This is a genomic window from Nostoc sp. DedSLP03, from assembly GCF_034530815.1.
GTDB lineage: Bacteria > Cyanobacteriota > Cyanobacteriia > Cyanobacteriales > Nostocaceae > Nostoc.
Window position 1 is genome coordinate 1 of the sequence record NZ_JAVRCK010000089.1, and the last position, 17,502, is coordinate 17,502.

A 17,502-nucleotide genomic window follows, 5' to 3' on the forward strand; every position below is an offset into this window, starting at 1 on the left:
CTCTTCCTCCGTATTATCTCGTAGTCTTTTTCAGAAATCAAATATGATTCCTATAACCCGCTTTTGTGACTCTCCGGGAGAGTAATCCCTAGAAGCCTCATCAGGCAATCAATACAAGCTATCCTATTAGAAAAAAATGGGTGTTGTATTTGTTATTAGAAAAAAATCGTGTTCACTCTTGGTAGAGAAAAGCTCTAGAATTCAGAAATGGCAAATGTTTTCGGAGAGTGACAGAACAGGGATAAATGGTTATAGCGTCGTGCGGGACGTACTTCACCTAATTTCTTAAACTCCCCGTTAATTATTGAGCGTCTTTGTTGCAGGCTTAGATTCTATCCGAAAGCATCAAATACAAGGTACTGGTTATAAGAAATACTAATCTTACCAGTGTCTTTATCCATATCACCCAACCTTTTAACCGAAAACGGTTTTTAGAATAGCATCGAGTTGTGTAATAATAATTAAAGTATCTCAATATTTATACATATTTTTGTTTGTTGGCATTGTCCAGTGTAAAACATTTACCACTAACACAGTTTTTCGGCTAGTAGTTAGTTGTTTTTGTAATGACTATATTTTATTTTTGGAATTTTCACCTGAATGCTAGGCGGAGTAAAAGTGTGATCGAGTTAGAACAACCACCCAGCGACCAAACAAAATTGACTTCAGTAGTGAAAAGTGAATCTCACTTTGAAGGACTTTTCATTGCTATTGTCATTGTTAGCGCATGGACCATTAGCCTGAGTTTATTGCTTTCCCTTGACATCTCCAAATTAAAACTTTGGATGTTATTGCCCGTTTTACTATGGCAAACATTTTTATATACGGGATTATTTATTACATCTCATGATGCCATGCATGGGGTAGTGTTTCCTCAAAACACCAAGATTAATCATTTTATTGGGACATTAACTCTATCTCTTTATGGTCTTTTACCATATAAAAAATTATTAAAAAAGCATTGGTTACACCACCAAAATCCAGCAACTCAAGTAGACCCAGATTTTCATAATGGTAAACACAAAAACTTCTTTGCTTGGTATTTCCATTTTATGAAAGGTTACTGGAGTTGGGGACAAATGATTGCTCTAACTCTTATATATCAGTTTGCTAATCGCATCTTTCATATACCCCATATTAATCTAATAATTTTTTGGGTGCTTCCTTCGCTTTTAAGTTCATTCCAATTATTTTATTTTGGTACTTTCCTTCCACATAGCGAGCCAATCGCAGGGTATATTCAGCCTCATTGTGCTCAAACGATTAACCGTCCAATTTGGTGGTCATTTATCACGTGCTATCATTTCGGCTATCATCAAGAACATCACGAGTATCCTCATGTTGCTTGGTGGCAGTTACCAGAAATTTACAAAGCAAAATAGTTCTTATTCATCTAGTAAATAATTGGACGTGAATAACTAAAGGTTTGTAGTCAGTGTCTCCAGCTATTAAAATAAGTCTGGGGCTGCCTACTAAGAGCAAATTTATTCTGCTTATGCCAATTAATAATTCTCGTCTTGTCACCTATAGCCCTGCTTATACAATCGTTCCCACTTACGAGTGCTTTAATCGCTGTAGTTACTGCAACTTTCGCAGCGAACCGGGTAAAAGTCCCTGGATGAGTCTTTCAGATGCAGACAATATTTTAAAACCACTTCAAAACGAAAAAGTCTGTGAAATTCTCATACTCAGCGGTGAAGTGCATCCTCATTCGCCAAAGCGTCAGGCGTGGTTTGAGCGAATTTATGATTTATGTGAATTAGCGCTTTCAATGGGGTTTTTTCCACACACGAATGCGGGACCACTGAGTTTCGCAGAAATGCAAAAGCTCAAGCGTGTGAATGTTTCGATGGGGCTGATGTTGGAACAGTTAACGCCAACATTGTTAAATAGTGTACATCGACACGCACCGAGTAAATTACCAGAAGTTCGTTTACAGCAATTGCAATGGGCGGGAGAGTTGCAGATTCCCTTTACAACTGGGTTACTGTTGGGAATTGGGGAAACTGTAGATGATTGGTGGGAAACATTAACAGCTATATCTCAACTGCATCAACGTTATCACCACATTCAAGAAGTTATTTTACAACCTCATAGTCCAGGACATCAGCAAACCTTTGATGCACCACCTTTTGATCCCCATCAGTTACCAGAAGTAATTGCTAAAGCGCGTCAGATTTTACCGCCAGATATTACTATTCAAATTCCGCCGAATTTAGTTAAAGATGACCGATGGTTACTTTCTTGTATCGAAGCTGGTGCGCAAGATTTGGGTGGAATAGGGCCAAAAGATGAGGTGAATCCCGATTATCCTCATGTTCAGGAACAGGCATTAAGAGAAATTTTACAACCTGCGGGGTGGGAGTTGATGGCGCGTTTACCAGTTTATCCGCAATTTGATAGTTGGTTGTCGAAAGAATTACAAACAGCGGTGAGACAGTGGCGAAAGACTTTAACCCCAGTTTCTCTTTTGTAAAAATAGAGAAGTAGAAACCCAACTTGCTCAGTTTGCCAAGTTGACCGCAAATTTAAGAGCTGTTCCTGAATTACGCTATAAGATTCGCCAAAAAATTGATCCTTACACCGTCACTTTAATTCAGGTGTTGAATGAGTTCCTGGTAGATGCAAAAAAGAACTTACCTACGGGTAAAACTCAACTGGCGGTAATTGTCGATAATTTAGACCGAATGGTGTTAGTCAAAGACGGAGAACGCACCAACTATGAAGAAGTCTTTTTAGACCGTAGCGAACAACTCCAAGCTTTAGATTGCCATTTGATTTACACTGTCCCCATTTCAATGGTGTATTCTACCAGAGCAACAGACCTTAGAGATATCTACGGCGACCCCCAAATTTTGCCGATGATTATGGTAAACACTCTCAAAGGAGACGTTTCCAAGGAAGGACTCAAGAAAGTTAAAGAAGTAATTAACAAGCGAGTCCGGCAAATTGCACCCGAACTATCACTAGAAACGGAAATTTTCGACAGTCCTCAAATCTTAGACAGACTTTGTTTGATGAGTGGAGGTCATGTCAGGAATTTGCTATTGTTAACTCAAGATGCCATTGGACGCACTGAAGAGTTACCTGTTTCAGAAAAAGCGGTGCGACGAGCAATTACTCAAGCCAGAGATACTTATCGCCGCGCTGTGGAAAATCATCAATGGTGTCTGTTAGCAGAAGTGTCTTGTTCTAAGCGCATTATTAATGATGACTTGTATCGGAGTTTAATGTATAATCGCTGTCTTTTAGAATACCGCTATTTGGATGATGAGGGAGAGATGCAGCGTTGGTATGATATTCATCCTTTGATTCAAGGAATTCCAGAATTTCAAGAAGCTGTAGCAAAACTTTCATGAACCCAAATTTAAGTGATTGGGATGATGATTTACCCCCAGAATCAGACGAAGCTTATCAAGACTTTCATCTTTTTGAATGGCTAAATACTAAAAGATGAAAGGTTTTATAAGGACTTAAATTCAAAAGGATACCGATGAATGACAAATTAAAAATTTAACCTATCTTGAAAAAAGGAAATCAAATGTCAGAAACAATTAATATTGAAAAAGCGGTATTAGATAATCTGCGAATTCTCTCGAATGACAAGCAACAAGAAGTCCTAGATTTTGTTGAGTTTCTTGTAAAAAAAACAGTCAATTACCAGCAGTTAGACACTGAAGATTTAGATTCTAATATTTTATCAAATCTGCAACACCAAAAACGACTATCTCTCCGAAAAATTGCCAAACTACCTGTAGCAGAACGTCACAAAATACTAGAACCTTTTATCGCTGCTATATCCGAAGATTTTTTGAATGACCCAGAATTAACAGAGTTTGCCGTTCTGGATGGTGAAGACTGGGAAACCGAGAATGACTAATCCTAAAAAAGGTGAGATTTGGTTAGTGCAACTTGATCCAACCAAAGGACAAGAAATTCAGAAGACTCGCCCTGCTGTTGTGATTAGTTCTAATATCTTTATTTCTATACCAATGCGAATTATTATTCCTGTGGCAACATGGCAATCTAAATTCCAAAATCGCCTTTTCATGATTCCTATCCAGCAAACTAATGAAAATGGCTTAGACTCCAACTCAGCAGGTAATGTTTTGCAAGTTCGTAGTGTAACAACTGAGCGATTTGTCCAGTGGTTAGGAAAAGTTTCAACAGCCGTTATGCAAGAATTACTAGACGGTTTAATTATCTGTATTGATTATGCTCCTGAAAGTAACGACTGAAAAAGATCATTTTTGAGAAAAATACAATTTAAATGTAGCGATCGCTTTCACACTTCTACTGAAAATATTCACTGAAATTAATAGCGATCGCTCAAGTGCAGACAAGCACCAGCAAAATAACCTCAAATCAATATGCCCGCGAACTAATTCACAATGCATCCCTCAAAGGAGAGAGATAGGAGCCTAAACCCTGTTGTAAAATAGACTTATAAGAATTCGGGGGGCCATTTCACTGGTCATAAACGCCTATAGAAACTATTTTTGGAAATCTCCAAGGTCTGAAGTCCAGCCAGCTGAAGCAACTACAGCGGCTGTATCACCAGCGCATACCAGGCGATCGCATCACCACGCCTGAGTTTTCCCAGCGTTTGGCAGCAATTAGCACAGAAGTCAATCAGCCTGTGTGCGCCTACATCAACCGTCGCGGACAAGTGATTCGCGTCGGCGTAGGCACACCACGCCAAACGCAAATACCACCGATGGAATTGCCCCGTTACGGTGCAGAACGACTCAGTGGTATTCGTTGTATTGCTACCCATCTCAAGCCAGAACCACCCAATGAAGCGGCGCTCACGGCGATGGCACTACAACGTTTAGATGCCCTAGTTGTTCTAAATATTACCGGAACCGGATTTACACGGCGGGGCGGCGGGGCGACTGGGTATGTCAAAGAAGCTTATCTAGCTCATCTGACACCCCAAGAGTCTCGCACCTTAATTACTAGTCCTGCGGCTCTCAAAGTAGAGGAAAGCCAAATCCAAAGCCCAAGTTGGAATATATCGCCACCTCTGGATTTGGACGATCTGGCAGAGCAGGATTTAGTAGACTTAGTAGAAAATCTGGAAGCGGAATTCCAGCGCGAATTTATCGCCCAGGAAGTAGATGCTGACCACGATCGCGTGCTGATTGTGGGGCTGATGACCAGTGAGATGACTCCGCTACAATTCCAAGACACCCTAGTGGAATTAGCACGTTTAGTTGATACTGCTGGGGGAGATGTATTACAGACAATACAACAAAAGCGATCGCGCGTTCATCCCCAAACAGTAGTTGGCGAAGGTAAGGTGCAAGAAATTGCCCTAACTGCCCAAACATTAGGAGTCAACCTCGTTGTCTTTGACCGCGACCTTTCACCCTCCCAAGTTCGCAACTTAGAAATACAAATTGGTATCCGGGTGGTTGACCGCACCGAAGTAATTTTGGATATCTTTGCCCAACGCGCTCAATCTCGTGCCGGGAAGTTGCAAGTAGAACTAGCACAGTTAGAATACATGCAACCGCGACTGGCTGGTAGAGGTCGCACCATGTCCCGATTGGGTGGTGGTATTGGAACTCGTGGCCCTGGTGAAACCAAACTGGAAACTGAGCGCCGTGCCATTGGGCAGCGTATTTCCCGACTGCAAAAAGAAGTGAACCAGTTGCAAGCCCATCGTTCACGGTTACGGCAACGAAGACAGCATCGAGAAGTTCCTTCAGTTGCTTTAGTTGGATATACCAACGCTGGCAAGTCCACTTTGCTGAATGCTCTCACTAATGCAGAAGTTTATACAGCCGACCAGTTATTTGCTACTCTCGATCCGACTACCCGCCGTTTGGCGATTCCTTATGGCGAAACCAATGAACATCAGGAAATTCTGATTACAGATACAGTAGGGTTTATACATGAACTGCCTGCATCGTTAATGGATGCCTTCCGTGCCACTTTAGAGGAAGTCACAGAAGCCGATGCCCTACTACATTTGGTAGATTTGTCTCATCCTGCTTGGTTGCGTCATATTCGCTCAGTCAGAGAAATTTTGGCACAAATGCCAATAACTCCTGGCCCGGCGCTAGTTATTTTTAATAAGATCGATCAAGCCAATAGTGAGACACTAGCCCTAGCTAGAGAAGAATTTCCTTTGGCAGTGTTTATTTCTGCGAGTCAGCGCTTGGGATTAGAAACCCTACGTCAACGCCTTGCCAAGCTCATTGAATACGCCGTTGATTCCCAGTAAATACTGAAATAAATTTTTAATTTCTAATTGAAAATGCCGTAGTTAATAGTAACTATGGCATTTTTTATTGAAATAATAGATATTTCTACTTTACTAAAGCTTTATCAGTTTATGTGGAATTTGCTGAATGACAATATTATAAAAGACGTGCTAGAACAATTGATTGATAGTATTTTTATGTTTCTAGCTGATACAGTAATTGAATTTGTTCATTTAATAAATTCTAATTACGTATAAAGATTTAAACATTTAATTTGTTCTTAATTAATTTTATACAGCAGAATTTAGAAGTAAAACACGCTTTATATCTGGGTAACAGATTTAGCTTGTATAGGACTCATATTTGATTTCTGAAAAAACTCAGTACACTCCTAAATCCCTTTTTTCCAGTTAAGAGTTCCCTCCCTACGCAAATATGTTCATTAATCAAATCGGATTCCTATATGCCTCACAACTTGAAATCTGCTATAAGTACTCTATTAACCTTTCAGTATGACTTTTAGAGTTATCTCATTTATCAACATTATAGAAAGAAAGGTATATGCAATTAGCTTCACAGCAATTTGAGTCAAAAGATGTCAAAGTACAGCTTCTTTTAACTGGAGGACATCAATACACCGTTTATTTAAAATCAGATGCACCTATACTGCATAGCCTTTTAACAACAGTTGTGGCTCGCGCCTACAAACAAGAATCTGAGTTACAGAATTTATTCCAAATTCCCATCAATGAAGGTCGCTCGGTTTTATGTTTTCCTAGCGAACATCTTATAGGTGTGGTTACAGAACCCCCAATCTTTGTACAGCAATCAGAGAAAGTACAGTTTCAAAATGATTATATTTTGGCTTCTGATTATATACAAATAGATAATTTTCTTAAACCAGAAGAACACAAAAATTTACTCAAATACGTCCTTAAAAAAGAGTCGGATTTTTTGCCAAGCAACACTTCTACCAACGATATTAATTATCGCCAATCAATGGTTGTCTACTCATTCCCTGAATTTTCCGAACTGATATTAAAGAAAATTCAAGCAATGATTCCTGATATTATAAGCAAATTAAACTTACCATCATTTTCTGTATCACAAATTGAAAGCCAACTAACTGCACATAATGATGGTAACTATTATAAACTTCATAATGACAATGGCAGTCCAGATACTGCTACTAGAGAGCTAACATACGTTTATTACTTTTATCAAGAACCAAAATCATTTTCTGGTGGAGAGTTGCTGATCTACGACAGCAAAATTGATAATAACGTATATATAAATGCTGAGACATTCAAAACAGTCGAACCTCGCAATAACAGCATTGTATTCTTCCTCAGCCGTTATATGCACGAAGTACTGCCTGTGAGTTGTCCCTCTCAAGCTTTTGGAGATAGTCGATTTACTATCAATGGCTGGGTGCGTCGATAAGCAAATTCAGTATAATCACTGTACACTATCATAATGAATATTTAACTTTAGGGAAGGCGATCGCCTTCCCTAATTTCTTACAAACTCATAGCTAATCGGCTTTCTAAGTAATATCTTTTATTGACTTATAAATAGTTTATCAATATTGATTAAGTAACTTCTTTATTATTTTTAAATAAAGATTTAATTTCCCAATTTAAACTAGAATTATTACGTAACCGTAATAAAAATATTTTTAGAATACAAATACTTATTCGGTATATTTAATTAAATATCAACTATTTATTGACCGGGTATTAAATTTTTGATAAAGCTAATAAAAAAACAGCACTAAATCTATTTTTTATGTGTCAATTTAGATTAGAAAATGATGTCTGTGATGCTCGTATAAACATCATTATTAGGAAGCTTTTTCATATCTTGTTTAAGACAAAGAGGTTTGATTTACATGTCTCAAGCTTATTCAAAAAAAGTAATTGGTTATATAAGTTGTGGTCTATTATCATTCACCTTAGCTTTAGGGTCACAACTACCCCAAGCACAGGCTGGCAACGGTAACGGTAATGGTAACGGCAACGGCAACAAAAATACACCTGCACCAGCACCCGCGCCAGCACCTGCTCCAGCACCTGCACCAGCACCCGCGCCAGCACCTGCTCCAGCACCTGCACCAGCACCCGCGCCAGCACCTGCTCCAGCACCTGCTCCAGCACCCGCGCCAGCACCCAAGAGTTTGGGTTCTATAAGTTTTTCAGCTACAGGAACCAATACCTACGACAAATCTAATGATCCTCTGGCAGCGTCAGTCCTCTTTAATTACCTAGATAATGGTTTATTGTCACTGACCCTGACTAACAAATCTTCTGTAGGAATCTCAAATCCTTCTGATGTTCTGACCTCAGTCTTCTGGGACTATGCTGGTTCTCCCCTAAACAACTTATCGCTGGTTTCGGCTCTAGCCCCGATAGTAACCTCAAGCGCAGGCTCTACCACTACAAAGAATGTTGATCTTCTAGCTCTAAAGGAATGGAAATTGCCAAACACGAGTAATACTGGAGGACTTCCTGGCATTGACCAACACTACGGTCTGGGTACAGCTGGCTTAGGCATTTTCCAAGGTGGCGGTGGACAGCAATTCAATTACGGCATCATCAGTGGTTACGCTAATGATGCAAATCCAGCCGTGAGTTCGGGAACTTTTGTTCAAGGTTCAGCTACTTTCCTGCTATCAGGGCTAACCTCGGACTTTGACATCACTAAGGTTGGCAACATCCGTTTTCAGTACGGTACATCATTAAGCGAAACTAGTATAAAACCTGCCACAGCGCCTGCACCTGCACCTGCGCCAGCACCTGCACCCGCGCCTGCTCCAGCACCTGCACCCGCGCCTGCACCTGCACCTGCGCCAGCACCTGCACCCGCGCCTGCACCCGCGCCTGCTCCAGCACCTGCACCCGCACCTGCTCCAGCACCTGCGCCTGCTCCAGCACCTGCTCCAGCACCCGCACCTGCGCCTGCTCCAGCACCTGCACCTGCTCCAGCACCCGCACCTGCTCCAGCACCTGCTCCAGCACCCGCACCTGCTCCAGCACCCGCACCTGCACCTGCTCCAGCACCTGCACCTGCTCCAGCACCATCAGTACCGCCTTACTATCAACCCCCTGCACCTCAACCGAAAAAAGTACCTGAACCCAGTACAACCGCAGCATTAGGATTATTTGCCTTGGGTGTTTTCAGACTCAAGAAGAAAAACAAAAAAAATATTTCCCAAAATTAAACCACACTGCTGAGTTTTAGTAGGAGAAAGCTTAAATATGGGTTTAGAAATGCTTGTGCTCTTCTAGACCCATTTTTGTTAGAGGTAAGAAACACTAAACTAGAACTCACCTCAATAATTCCTGCTTTTTAACTAACGCTTAGTAGCGAAAAAATTTGAGCGACAGAAACAATCTAAATATAATTACTGCTATTGCTAGCATTGAAACTGAAATATTATTAGCTGGTTAGGTCAGATACAAAATAAAAATAATCTACATAATAGTTGGCTAGCTTAACCTTGGAGTTTAAATAAAGCTGCGTAAATAATTCAAGGTTTGTAGAAGCTACGTGTAGCTTGCTTTCCCAAAGAGATACACTACAAATTAATCTCAATATTTTTACATTACTTAACATTACTTTTATTTATTTTTGCCTTCTTACATCAGCGCCTTCTGTAGATTAGGTTATGAATGAATAAAGCAGTCACAGTCAGTGGCAAAGCTCTAAAATTAAAAAGTATTAAATCAAGTTGAGGATATCATGGCTGCAAAAGTAGAAATTTACACTTGGAGGACTTGCCCGTTTTGCATTCGTGCTAAAAGTTTGCTGAAATACAAGGGTGTTGAATTTATCGAATACAGCATTGATGGGGATGAAGCAGCCAGAAATAAAATGGCTCAAAGAGCAAATGGACGCCGTTCTTTACCGCAAATTTTCATCAATGACGATCATATTGGTGGTTGTGATGATATCCACGCTTTAGATAGTCAAGGCAAGCTCGATGAGCTACTAACTTCTAGCAATAGCGTATAGGTTCATAAGGTATTGCGATCGCGACAAACCACTGCAATTACACGGTAGTCGCTACAATTCTAGAAAAATAACACGCTGCCTTATCTACAGGTTTACTCACAAAACCAATCTGTCCACAAGACTTTACCCTCCAGATTCTACTCAGCAGCAGTACATATGTACGTCAATTGGTGAGAGCATCAAGAGATAATAATTGAATAACCATTTAATTTCTTGGTGATTGAGGTATAAAGGGTGAAACTGGCTTTTATCATTGATCCCATCCATCTACTCGACCCGTGTCATGATACCAGTGTTGCCTTAATTGAAGCAGCGCAAATCCTGGGACACGAAGTTTGGGTGACTCAAGCAAATCTGCTGAGTGTGGCGGAGGGCAAAGCTTTGGCTGTTCTACAGCGAGTTGAAGTTGTACCAGTACAGTTGGTAGAGGGACGCTGGGTAGCGGCGAATCTTTGGTATAAGTTAAGCGATTCCTCCTTAACTTCTTTAGAGACAATGGACGCCGTCTTTATGCGGACAGATCCACCTGTCAATGATTCCTACCTCTATGCCACCTACATTCTGGATTATATCGATCAAAATAAAACCTTGGTGATTAACAGTGCCAGTGGCATCCGAGGGGCAAATGAAAAAATGTACGCCCTTCAGTTTACCAAGGCGATTCCTGAAACGATTGTCAGTGCTGATAAGCAATTTATCCGACAATTTGTGGAAGCAAAGGGGGCAGCAGTTCTCAAACCGTTAGGTAACAAAGCTGGCGAAGGAATTTTGTTTTTGCAATCAGGCGATCGCAATTTTAACTCTATTGTTGAACTTAGTACCCTCCAAGGTAAAGTACCAGTAATGGTACAAACCTATTTACCAGAGGCAAAAGAAGGAGATAAGCGAATTATCTTGCTCAATGGTGAACCAATTGGTGCGCTCAATCGCCTCTCTAGTGGAACTGATTTTCGCAATAATATGGCAACTGGTGGTACAGTCGCTCAAACCGAAATTACACCAAGAGAATATGAAATTTGTACCCAAGTAGCCGAACGCTTACGCCAAGACGACTTAATTTTTGTGGGTATTGACGTTATCGGTGGCTACCTAACTGAAGTTAACGTCACTAGTCCTACCGGAATTCGTGAGATTGACCGTCTAGATGGTACTCGCCTTGGTCATCAGGTTATTCAATGGATTGAACAGAGACTAAAAATCCAAAAATAACTTACATTTATTTTTTTGTTTGATGTTCTAACTCCACAGCAAACAGACTTCTTTTGGACACTTGCGTGGGTTTGTTTCCTACGCTACTTGTTTTAAGTAAATATATTTACTTATAGGGAATATGAGTTTAGTGGATCGCAAAGGGTAGATGCATTCATGTCTACGATCGCCTGTAACGCTCGTGACGCTCAATGACTCGCTAACGCTGTGCTATTCGCCTTTAGCGCCTTTCCTTGGGAAAAGACTTGCTAACACTGCGCTATCGGTGATGCATCCGTAGTTGGGCAGGTATTCCTATTGTTTTGTTCTGAAAGCATAGCTGGACATGCAAGCCAGTAGACTCCTGCCCAAATTCATTCTATAAAGTAGCCTTGACAAGTTTTTTTACCAATTGGCAAAATTGGGTATGGCAAAAGATTGCTTATCCCTGCCCTTGGTAAAACCCTGGTGGAAGTAGCAGATTTTATACAGCGTTCAGCCTGACCGGAGACTACTAAGTTAATCTAAAATCCCAAATTCCAAATCTTTTAATTCCTTGGTGTACGTCGGTTTCTCAGAAAATCAGGGATATCTAATCCAGGTTTTTCCTTTGGTTCTGGAATTGGAGTTGGTGTTGGAGTTGAACTTGGAGTTGAGGTTGGGGGATTAACTGTCGGTTGCTGTGTTGTTGGACGCTTCGAGGTATTAGGTGCTACTCGAACGTTAGCCACGCTTTGTTGTACCGCAGCTTGCACTTCACCTGTAAATCCAGTGGCAATTACAGTAATTCTTACCTCACCTTGAAGCCTGTCATCAATTACAGCCCCAAAAATAATATTGGCGTTGGGATCGACTACCTCATAGATTGCTTCTGCCGCTGCATTAACTTCATGCAAAGTCAGGTCAGTACCACCCGTAATATTAAATACAACTCCTCTAGCGCCTTCAATAGAACATTCTAGTAATGGTGAAGAAATAGCTGCGATCGCAGCTTCTCTGGCTCTAGATTTTCCAGAACTAACGCCAATTCCCATCAATGCCGATCCCGCATCTGCCATAACTGCTCGGACATCAGCAAAGTCAACGTTTACCAAACCGGGGATCGTGATGATATCAGAAATACCTTGCACCCCTTGCCGCAGTACATCATCTGCATAACGAAAAGCCTCTTGCACAGGCGTTTGTTCGGGGATCACTTCCAGCAGTTTGTTGTTGGGGATAATGATCAGTGTATCTACTCTACTTTTTAGTCCTTCAATACCTTGTTCTGCTTGACTAGTGCGGCGGCGTCCCTCAAAAACAAATGGACGTGTGACTACACCAACAGTGAGGGCACCCATTTCTTTGGCCACTTCTGCCACGATTGGTGCTGCACCCGTCCCAGTACCACCCCCCATACCAGCAGTGATAAATACTAAATCTGCACCCTCTAAAGCCGTAGCAATTTCGTCCCGTGATTCCTCAGCTGCCTTTTGACCAATAGCAGGATTACCACCTGCTCCTAAACCCCTCGTTAACTTCTGCCCAATTTGCAATCGACTTGGAGCGCCAGCTAAGGTAAGAGCTTGGGCATCGGTATTAATTGACCAAAACTCTACGCCAGAGACATCAGACTCGATCATGCGGTTAACAGCATTGCCACCACCACCACCGACACCAATCACTTTGATGTTGGCGACCCGACCAGGAACAATCTCACCAATTCGGCTATTTTCTGGAGAAATTTTTTTATTATCGTGATTTTGCCCGAAGTTCAGCCCAGAGTTATTAAAGGGATTGGTCGAGTTAACTGCCAGAGAGAACCCTGGCTGTCCCGTAGATTGGGAATTTTTATAGTTAAGTCCTTGGTTATTATCAAGTGTCATTGGATTTGTGAAAGGGTAGATAAACGACTTTTTCAGGTGTTATTCACCTCAGAGTCAACTTTAGTTTGACAATGCCACAATAATATGGCGTTGTTCTTTATTGTTTTCACTACTGCCAAGCCTAACAGAATTGGCAGTGCGAAAATTTGCTATGGGATGAGCTTTTAACACAGCCGATCGCACAGCCAATTCTAGAGAAGTATACCTATATTTATCTAAAACTGACCTGTATAACTTCAACCAGACATTAATCTCTTGATTATTCTCAGCGGCGGGCATAACTTGTAAAGACACACTACAGCGTATCTTCTCTGTCTCAATAATAATATTGTTAATAAGTTTTACCATTGGGCATAATAATTGCAGCTTTAGACACAAAATTTACCTTCTACTTACTTATGCTTAAGTTAAACTAAGCAAGAATTTACTTGTCAGACTATACCTGATTAATTTGTTGTTTGGGTGGTCTCAATGGACACTTTGTTGAAGCAATAGTCTATCCTACAAGAACTCTCACCAGTGCGGCCAACAAATCAAGATTTCCTAAGAGATTTCGTCACCTAATAGGAATTACAGCACAGAACAGTCCAAACTTATTGCCCAGAAGCAATGCTTACGCAATTTTGGCTGGCATTTTTCGTTACAGATTGAAACTTCGGTAAACTGTCTTTGGAAGTGTCCTCAACAGACCAAAGCCAGAGCCTTTTTGCTTCTGCACTTGGATGCCGGCATAAACCGTTCCATCAGTGACCTCTGCTCGCGAGTCGGAATCTGAATGAAAAGCTCAAGCAATGTTCTCTTTTTTGCAGTGGGTTTAGTCAAGGAATGTATGGGCAGAAGGCGTTTTATACGCTATAGACCATCATTAGACTGTCTGACATTTTGCACCCTACTATTAGATGTTAGGGTAACAATTGAGGGTCTGTTACTCGCAATAGAGATTTTATGATTGATTTTCTCATTTTAATTAGAAGTTAATGCCGATTTTCGCGCGATTTGCTGGAAAACTGAAAATAATAAATATATTTATCAGCATAAAGCTTCTTAATTTACTAGGAACTATCAAAATAATAAACACGCTAGATGTTTTTAGGAATTTTGGGAGTTAATTTTTGATCTTTTTGGTTCATCTGTACTAATGGAAGTTCAGGATTTTTCAGATCGATATACTCTATTTGACCAGAATTAAATTTTGTTGCTAAATGACGCATTTGGGCGAGTACCTTAAATTGTTCAGACAATTGGGGACCTGGTACACCAAGATGCACGTTTCCTAATTCTGTTTTCAAAATTAAATTTGTTGGATTTTGGCAATCAATTTCTATAACTTTCACGGGACTTTGGCTCACAGCTTCATGGAGTTGATTCCAGTAAAGGCAGTATTGATTTGGCAAGCCAATTACTCTGAGATTGGGTAATTTTCTAGTAGGATTCAGTGATGTATATTTTTCTAAAGGCATCCAGGACCCACTTGCATCTAGCAAGCCGATTGTTACTTTTTTGTTGCCACGTGTTTGAGTTACCGCTACAGGTACTCGTTCTTGGATTTCAATGATTAATCCAGGAGGAAATAGGCGGCGTCTGACGATCGCTTGAGCAATAGTTGGCTGTTTCTTCAAAGAGTTAGCGATCGCTGACGGTTCAATCCGCCACAAAGACTGAGGGTAAGATAGCACCAACAATGACTGAGTTGTTTGATCGGACAGCAATTTATTACCTGATTTCATCACTATTTGTTTGGGAGCCTTTAGCATCCACATCGGTTGGACTGCCATCCAAAACAATCCACCTGCCAAACCAGTAATGGCAAAGGTTCGCCAAATAGCTTGAATAATTCTCATCTGCCGCTGCCGACGCAATTTCTGACGACGCTGGGCGAGATGTGTACGGGAAACTGATATTATGCCAGCCATTCACACCCCTTTTTGATTGCAATCTAAATTCCTTGACAAGCTCGTATCATTATTAATTTCAGTAAACACTGTTGGCATCTTTTAGCCGCTCTCCTCAAGACTTTTTTTATTTTTAGTAACACTTTACAGTAACTACACAATGATTATGGCGCTAGTAATTAGTCCTATTAAAGTTTCCGGTGTCCATTTTTAACTGACTGTAGTCTTTTTGACAAGTTATTTTTGAAGATTTTTCCTTAAAGATTACAAAATATTAATTGACAGATGTGGAATTTTGCTTTCTTGACAAATAGAATGTGAAATGATACACAGGTATTCCTGGATCTCTGTATACCTTGCTATAATTCATACCAGTCACACTCATCCGCTATCCAAACTGAGAACCATGAAAATTTGTAGCTTTTTTTACTTAATCCCTCAGCCATCTAATTTTGTGGCAGGTCAAACAGAAGGGATAGATTGTCAAAACCTCAATAGCAGCTGTAAAAAGGACAGATATGCTTAAGACCTGACAGGTTGAGCGGCACCAGTAAAAGATGAAATCCTTGCCAGGTAAGGGTATAAAAGGTAAGTTCGGAAAAAATCAAGAAAAGTAAAAATAAGTGCGAACATAAACAAATTTCTTGGCTACGCAACGCAGGCGCGAACGTCACTATACCCCACACCCTACACCCCACACCCCAAAGCTTTGTAGATAATGGGTTTGCATTATCTTAGTGCCATTCGCTATTAGGGTCAATTAAATCTCTACCATATTACTGACAGTAATCTGGCAACAACTGCTGTCTTTTGCAAGACACTACCACCTCCTTGCGAGTCAATCTTCTATCTACATCCTAGATAGGGATTTATTGTATAAAAAATCCAAACTAAGCTGCATCTACATAAACCTCTACATACATGAAAACGACATTAAATTTGTCACGTTTTTATAAAGCATGTAACCCTAGCTACACGCTAAATATAAGTAACGTACTAGATCGGCAGTATTACATAGATTTTGCTGATGTACGTGGTTGCAAGATTGTCGAAGAATTGCAACGAACTATCATTCGTATTTCTCCTGACGAGCCAACCTGTCAGTTATTTACGGGTCATATAGGCTGTGGTAAGTCAACGGAATTGCAGCGCCTTAAGACAGAACTAGAATTGGCAGGATTTCATGTGGTTTATTTTGAGTCCAGTCAAGACTTAGACATGGCAGATATTGATATCAGCGATATTTTGCTGAGTGTAGCCCGTCAAGTCAGTGCCAGTTTAGAAGGGATTAGCATCAAACTCAAACCTGGTTACTTTACCAATTTGTTTAAAGAAGTAGGCGATTTTTTGCAAAGCCCCATAGAACTTTCTGGACAAGCAGAGTTGTCCTTGGGTATTGCCAAAATTACTGCGAAAACCAAAGATAGCACTCAGATGCGGAATCAACTGAGGCAATATCTGGAACCACGTACCAATAGTATTTTGCAGGCGATTAACGAAGAGATTTTAGAAAAGGCTGTTGAACAGCTAAAGCTAAGGGGTCAAAAAGGACTGGTAGTGATTGTAGATAATTTGGATCGAGTAGATATGCGTCCCTTAGCATCCGGGCGATCGCAACCAGAATATCTCTTCATTGACCGAGGCGAACAGTTACGCCGACTTAAATGCCACCTAGTTTACACAATTCCCCTAACGTTAATTTTCTCCAATGAGTATGAGACACTGAAAAATCGTCTGGGGGGAGGGATTGCACCAAAAGTACTACCGATGGTATTGGTGCGGCAAAGAGATGGCAGTGACTACGAACCAGGAATGTCACTAGTGCGCCAGTTAGTTCTAGCTAGAGCTTTTCCAGAAGTTCCTTTGAATAGCAGACTTTCATTAATTACAGAATTATTCGATCGCTCCGAAACCTTGGATCGTCTATGTCGCGTTAGTGGTGGTCACATTCGTAACTTATTAGGTTTACTTTATAGCTGCTTGCAACGACAAGATCCGCCTTTTTCTAGGGACTGCTTAGAAGCCGTGATTAAGGATTACCGCGACGATCTGCTATTAGCTATTGATGAGTCCCAGTGGGAATTATTGTTTGAAGTAGTACAGCAGCAGAGAGTTAAAGGTGAGTCTGACTATCAAAGCTTACTAAGAAGCATGTATCTGTTTGAATATCGCGATCCTGTGGGGCGGTGGTTTGGCATCAGTCCAGCCTTGGCAGAAACAGAAAAAGTTTTAGCTTGGCAACAAAACAAGTAACAGTCAATTGTCATTAGTCATTGGTCATTTGTTAGTGAACTAATGACTAATGCCCCATATCCAATGCCCAATGCCCCA

At 40.8% G+C, this 17,502-nt stretch carries 13 protein-coding genes and 1 pseudogene; 11 read left to right on the top strand and 3 right to left on the bottom strand.

Features of this window, described 5'->3' with window-relative positions:
• Positions 1 to 620 precede the first annotated feature (620 nt).
• The 10 genes and pseudogenes from crtW (at position 621) to gshB (ending at position 11,435) form a co-directional block, all read left to right on the top strand.
• A complete protein-coding gene (crtW, locus tag RM368_RS30630) occupies positions 621 to 1,382 on the top strand; it encodes a beta-carotene ketolase CrtW (RefSeq protein WP_322697543.1) in 762 nt (253 codons plus the stop codon).
• 113 nt (positions 1,383 to 1,495) lie between these two features.
• On the top strand, positions 1,496 to 2,476 hold the full coding sequence (cofG, locus tag RM368_RS30635) for a 7,8-didemethyl-8-hydroxy-5-deazariboflavin synthase subunit CofG (protein WP_322697544.1): 981 nt from the start codon (positions 1,496 to 1,498) through the stop codon (positions 2,474 to 2,476).
• A gap of 10 nt (positions 2,477 to 2,486) precedes the next feature.
• Positions 2,487 to 3,359 (top strand): annotated as a pseudogene (locus tag RM368_RS30640) (ATP-binding protein); the annotation flags it as partial.
• Between the two features lie 182 nt (positions 3,360 to 3,541).
• Positions 3,542 to 3,880, top strand: coding sequence for a hypothetical protein (locus RM368_RS30645; protein ID WP_322697545.1), 339 nt, complete (start codon positions 3,542 to 3,544; stop codon positions 3,878 to 3,880).
• Positions 3,873 to 4,238 carry a type II toxin-antitoxin system PemK/MazF family toxin gene (locus RM368_RS30650; RefSeq protein ID WP_322697546.1) on the top strand — a complete coding sequence of 122 codons (366 nt, stop codon included), beginning with the start codon at positions 3,873 to 3,875 and terminating at the stop codon, positions 4,236 to 4,238. The genes RM368_RS30645 and RM368_RS30650 overlap by 8 nt, the downstream gene beginning before the upstream one ends.
• A gap of 248 nt (positions 4,239 to 4,486) precedes the next feature.
• On the top strand, positions 4,487 to 6,232 hold the full coding sequence (hflX, locus tag RM368_RS30655; RefSeq protein ID WP_322697567.1) for a GTPase HflX: 1,746 nt from the start codon (positions 4,487 to 4,489) through the stop codon (positions 6,230 to 6,232).
• A 541-nt stretch (positions 6,233 to 6,773) separates the two neighbouring features.
• The gene (locus tag RM368_RS30660) at positions 6,774 to 7,655 is read left to right on the top strand and encodes a 2OG-Fe(II) oxygenase (RefSeq protein ID WP_322697547.1); all 882 of its coding nucleotides are present in this window, start codon (positions 6,774 to 6,776) and stop codon (positions 7,653 to 7,655) included.
• Positions 7,656 to 8,103: 448 nt separating this feature from the next.
• Positions 8,104 to 9,432, top strand: a complete 1,329-nt coding sequence (locus RM368_RS38885; RefSeq protein WP_416212268.1) for an XDD4 family exosortase-dependent surface protein — start codon at positions 8,104 to 8,106, stop codon at positions 9,430 to 9,432.
• Between the two features lie 521 nt (positions 9,433 to 9,953).
• Complete coding sequence (gene grxC / locus RM368_RS30670) at positions 9,954 to 10,226, top strand: glutaredoxin 3 (RefSeq protein ID WP_322697548.1); 273 nt, start codon at positions 9,954 to 9,956, stop codon at positions 10,224 to 10,226.
• A gap of 234 nt (positions 10,227 to 10,460) precedes the next feature.
• Complete coding sequence (gene gshB / locus RM368_RS30675; protein ID WP_322697549.1) at positions 10,461 to 11,435, top strand: glutathione synthase; 975 nt, start codon at positions 10,461 to 10,463, stop codon at positions 11,433 to 11,435.
• A gap of 527 nt (positions 11,436 to 11,962) precedes the next feature.
• On the opposite strand, the gene ftsZ is transcribed toward gshB, so the two are convergent.
• From ftsZ to RM368_RS30690, 3 genes are all read right to left on the bottom strand, one after another.
• Positions 11,963 to 13,279 carry a cell division protein FtsZ gene (gene ftsZ, locus RM368_RS30680; protein ID WP_194043065.1) on the bottom strand — a complete coding sequence of 439 codons (1,317 nt, stop codon included), beginning with the start codon at positions 13,277 to 13,279 and terminating at the stop codon, positions 11,963 to 11,965.
• A 60-nt stretch (positions 13,280 to 13,339) separates the two neighbouring features.
• A complete protein-coding gene (locus tag RM368_RS30685) occupies positions 13,340 to 13,573 on the bottom strand; it encodes a hypothetical protein (RefSeq protein ID WP_322697550.1) in 234 nt (77 codons plus the stop codon).
• 785 nt (positions 13,574 to 14,358) lie between these two features.
• Positions 14,359 to 15,192, bottom strand: a complete 834-nt coding sequence (locus RM368_RS30690; RefSeq protein WP_322697551.1) for a cell division protein FtsQ/DivIB — start codon at positions 15,190 to 15,192, stop codon at positions 14,359 to 14,361.
• A gap of 900 nt (positions 15,193 to 16,092) precedes the next feature.
• Here RM368_RS30690 and RM368_RS30695 point away from each other — a divergent pair.
• Complete coding sequence (locus RM368_RS30695) at positions 16,093 to 17,424, top strand: P-loop NTPase fold protein (RefSeq protein ID WP_322690499.1); 1,332 nt, start codon at positions 16,093 to 16,095, stop codon at positions 17,422 to 17,424.
• Positions 17,425 to 17,502 lie beyond the last annotated feature (78 nt).

Coding starts and splice junctions, on each gene's coding strand:
- cofG (WP_322697544.1), top strand. CDS start 1,496: ATGCCAATTAATAATTCTCGTCTTGTCACCTATAGCCCTGCTTATACA.
- RM368_RS30645 (WP_322697545.1), top strand. CDS start 3,542: ATGTCAGAAACAATTAATATTGAAAAAGCGGTATTAGATAATCTGCGA.
- RM368_RS30650 (WP_322697546.1), top strand. CDS start 3,873: ATGACTAATCCTAAAAAAGGTGAGATTTGGTTAGTGCAACTTGATCCA.
- RM368_RS30660 (WP_322697547.1), top strand. CDS start 6,774: ATGCAATTAGCTTCACAGCAATTTGAGTCAAAAGATGTCAAAGTACAG.
- RM368_RS38885 (WP_416212268.1), top strand. CDS start 8,104: ATGTCTCAAGCTTATTCAAAAAAAGTAATTGGTTATATAAGTTGTGGT.
- grxC (WP_322697548.1), top strand. CDS start 9,954: ATGGCTGCAAAAGTAGAAATTTACACTTGGAGGACTTGCCCGTTTTGC.
- ftsZ (WP_194043065.1), bottom strand. CDS start 13,279: ATGACACTTGATAATAACCAAGGACTTAACTATAAAAATTCCCAATCT.
- RM368_RS30690 (WP_322697551.1), bottom strand. CDS start 15,192: ATGGCTGGCATAATATCAGTTTCCCGTACACATCTCGCCCAGCGTCGT.
- RM368_RS30695 (WP_322690499.1), top strand. CDS start 16,093: ATGAAAACGACATTAAATTTGTCACGTTTTTATAAAGCATGTAACCCT.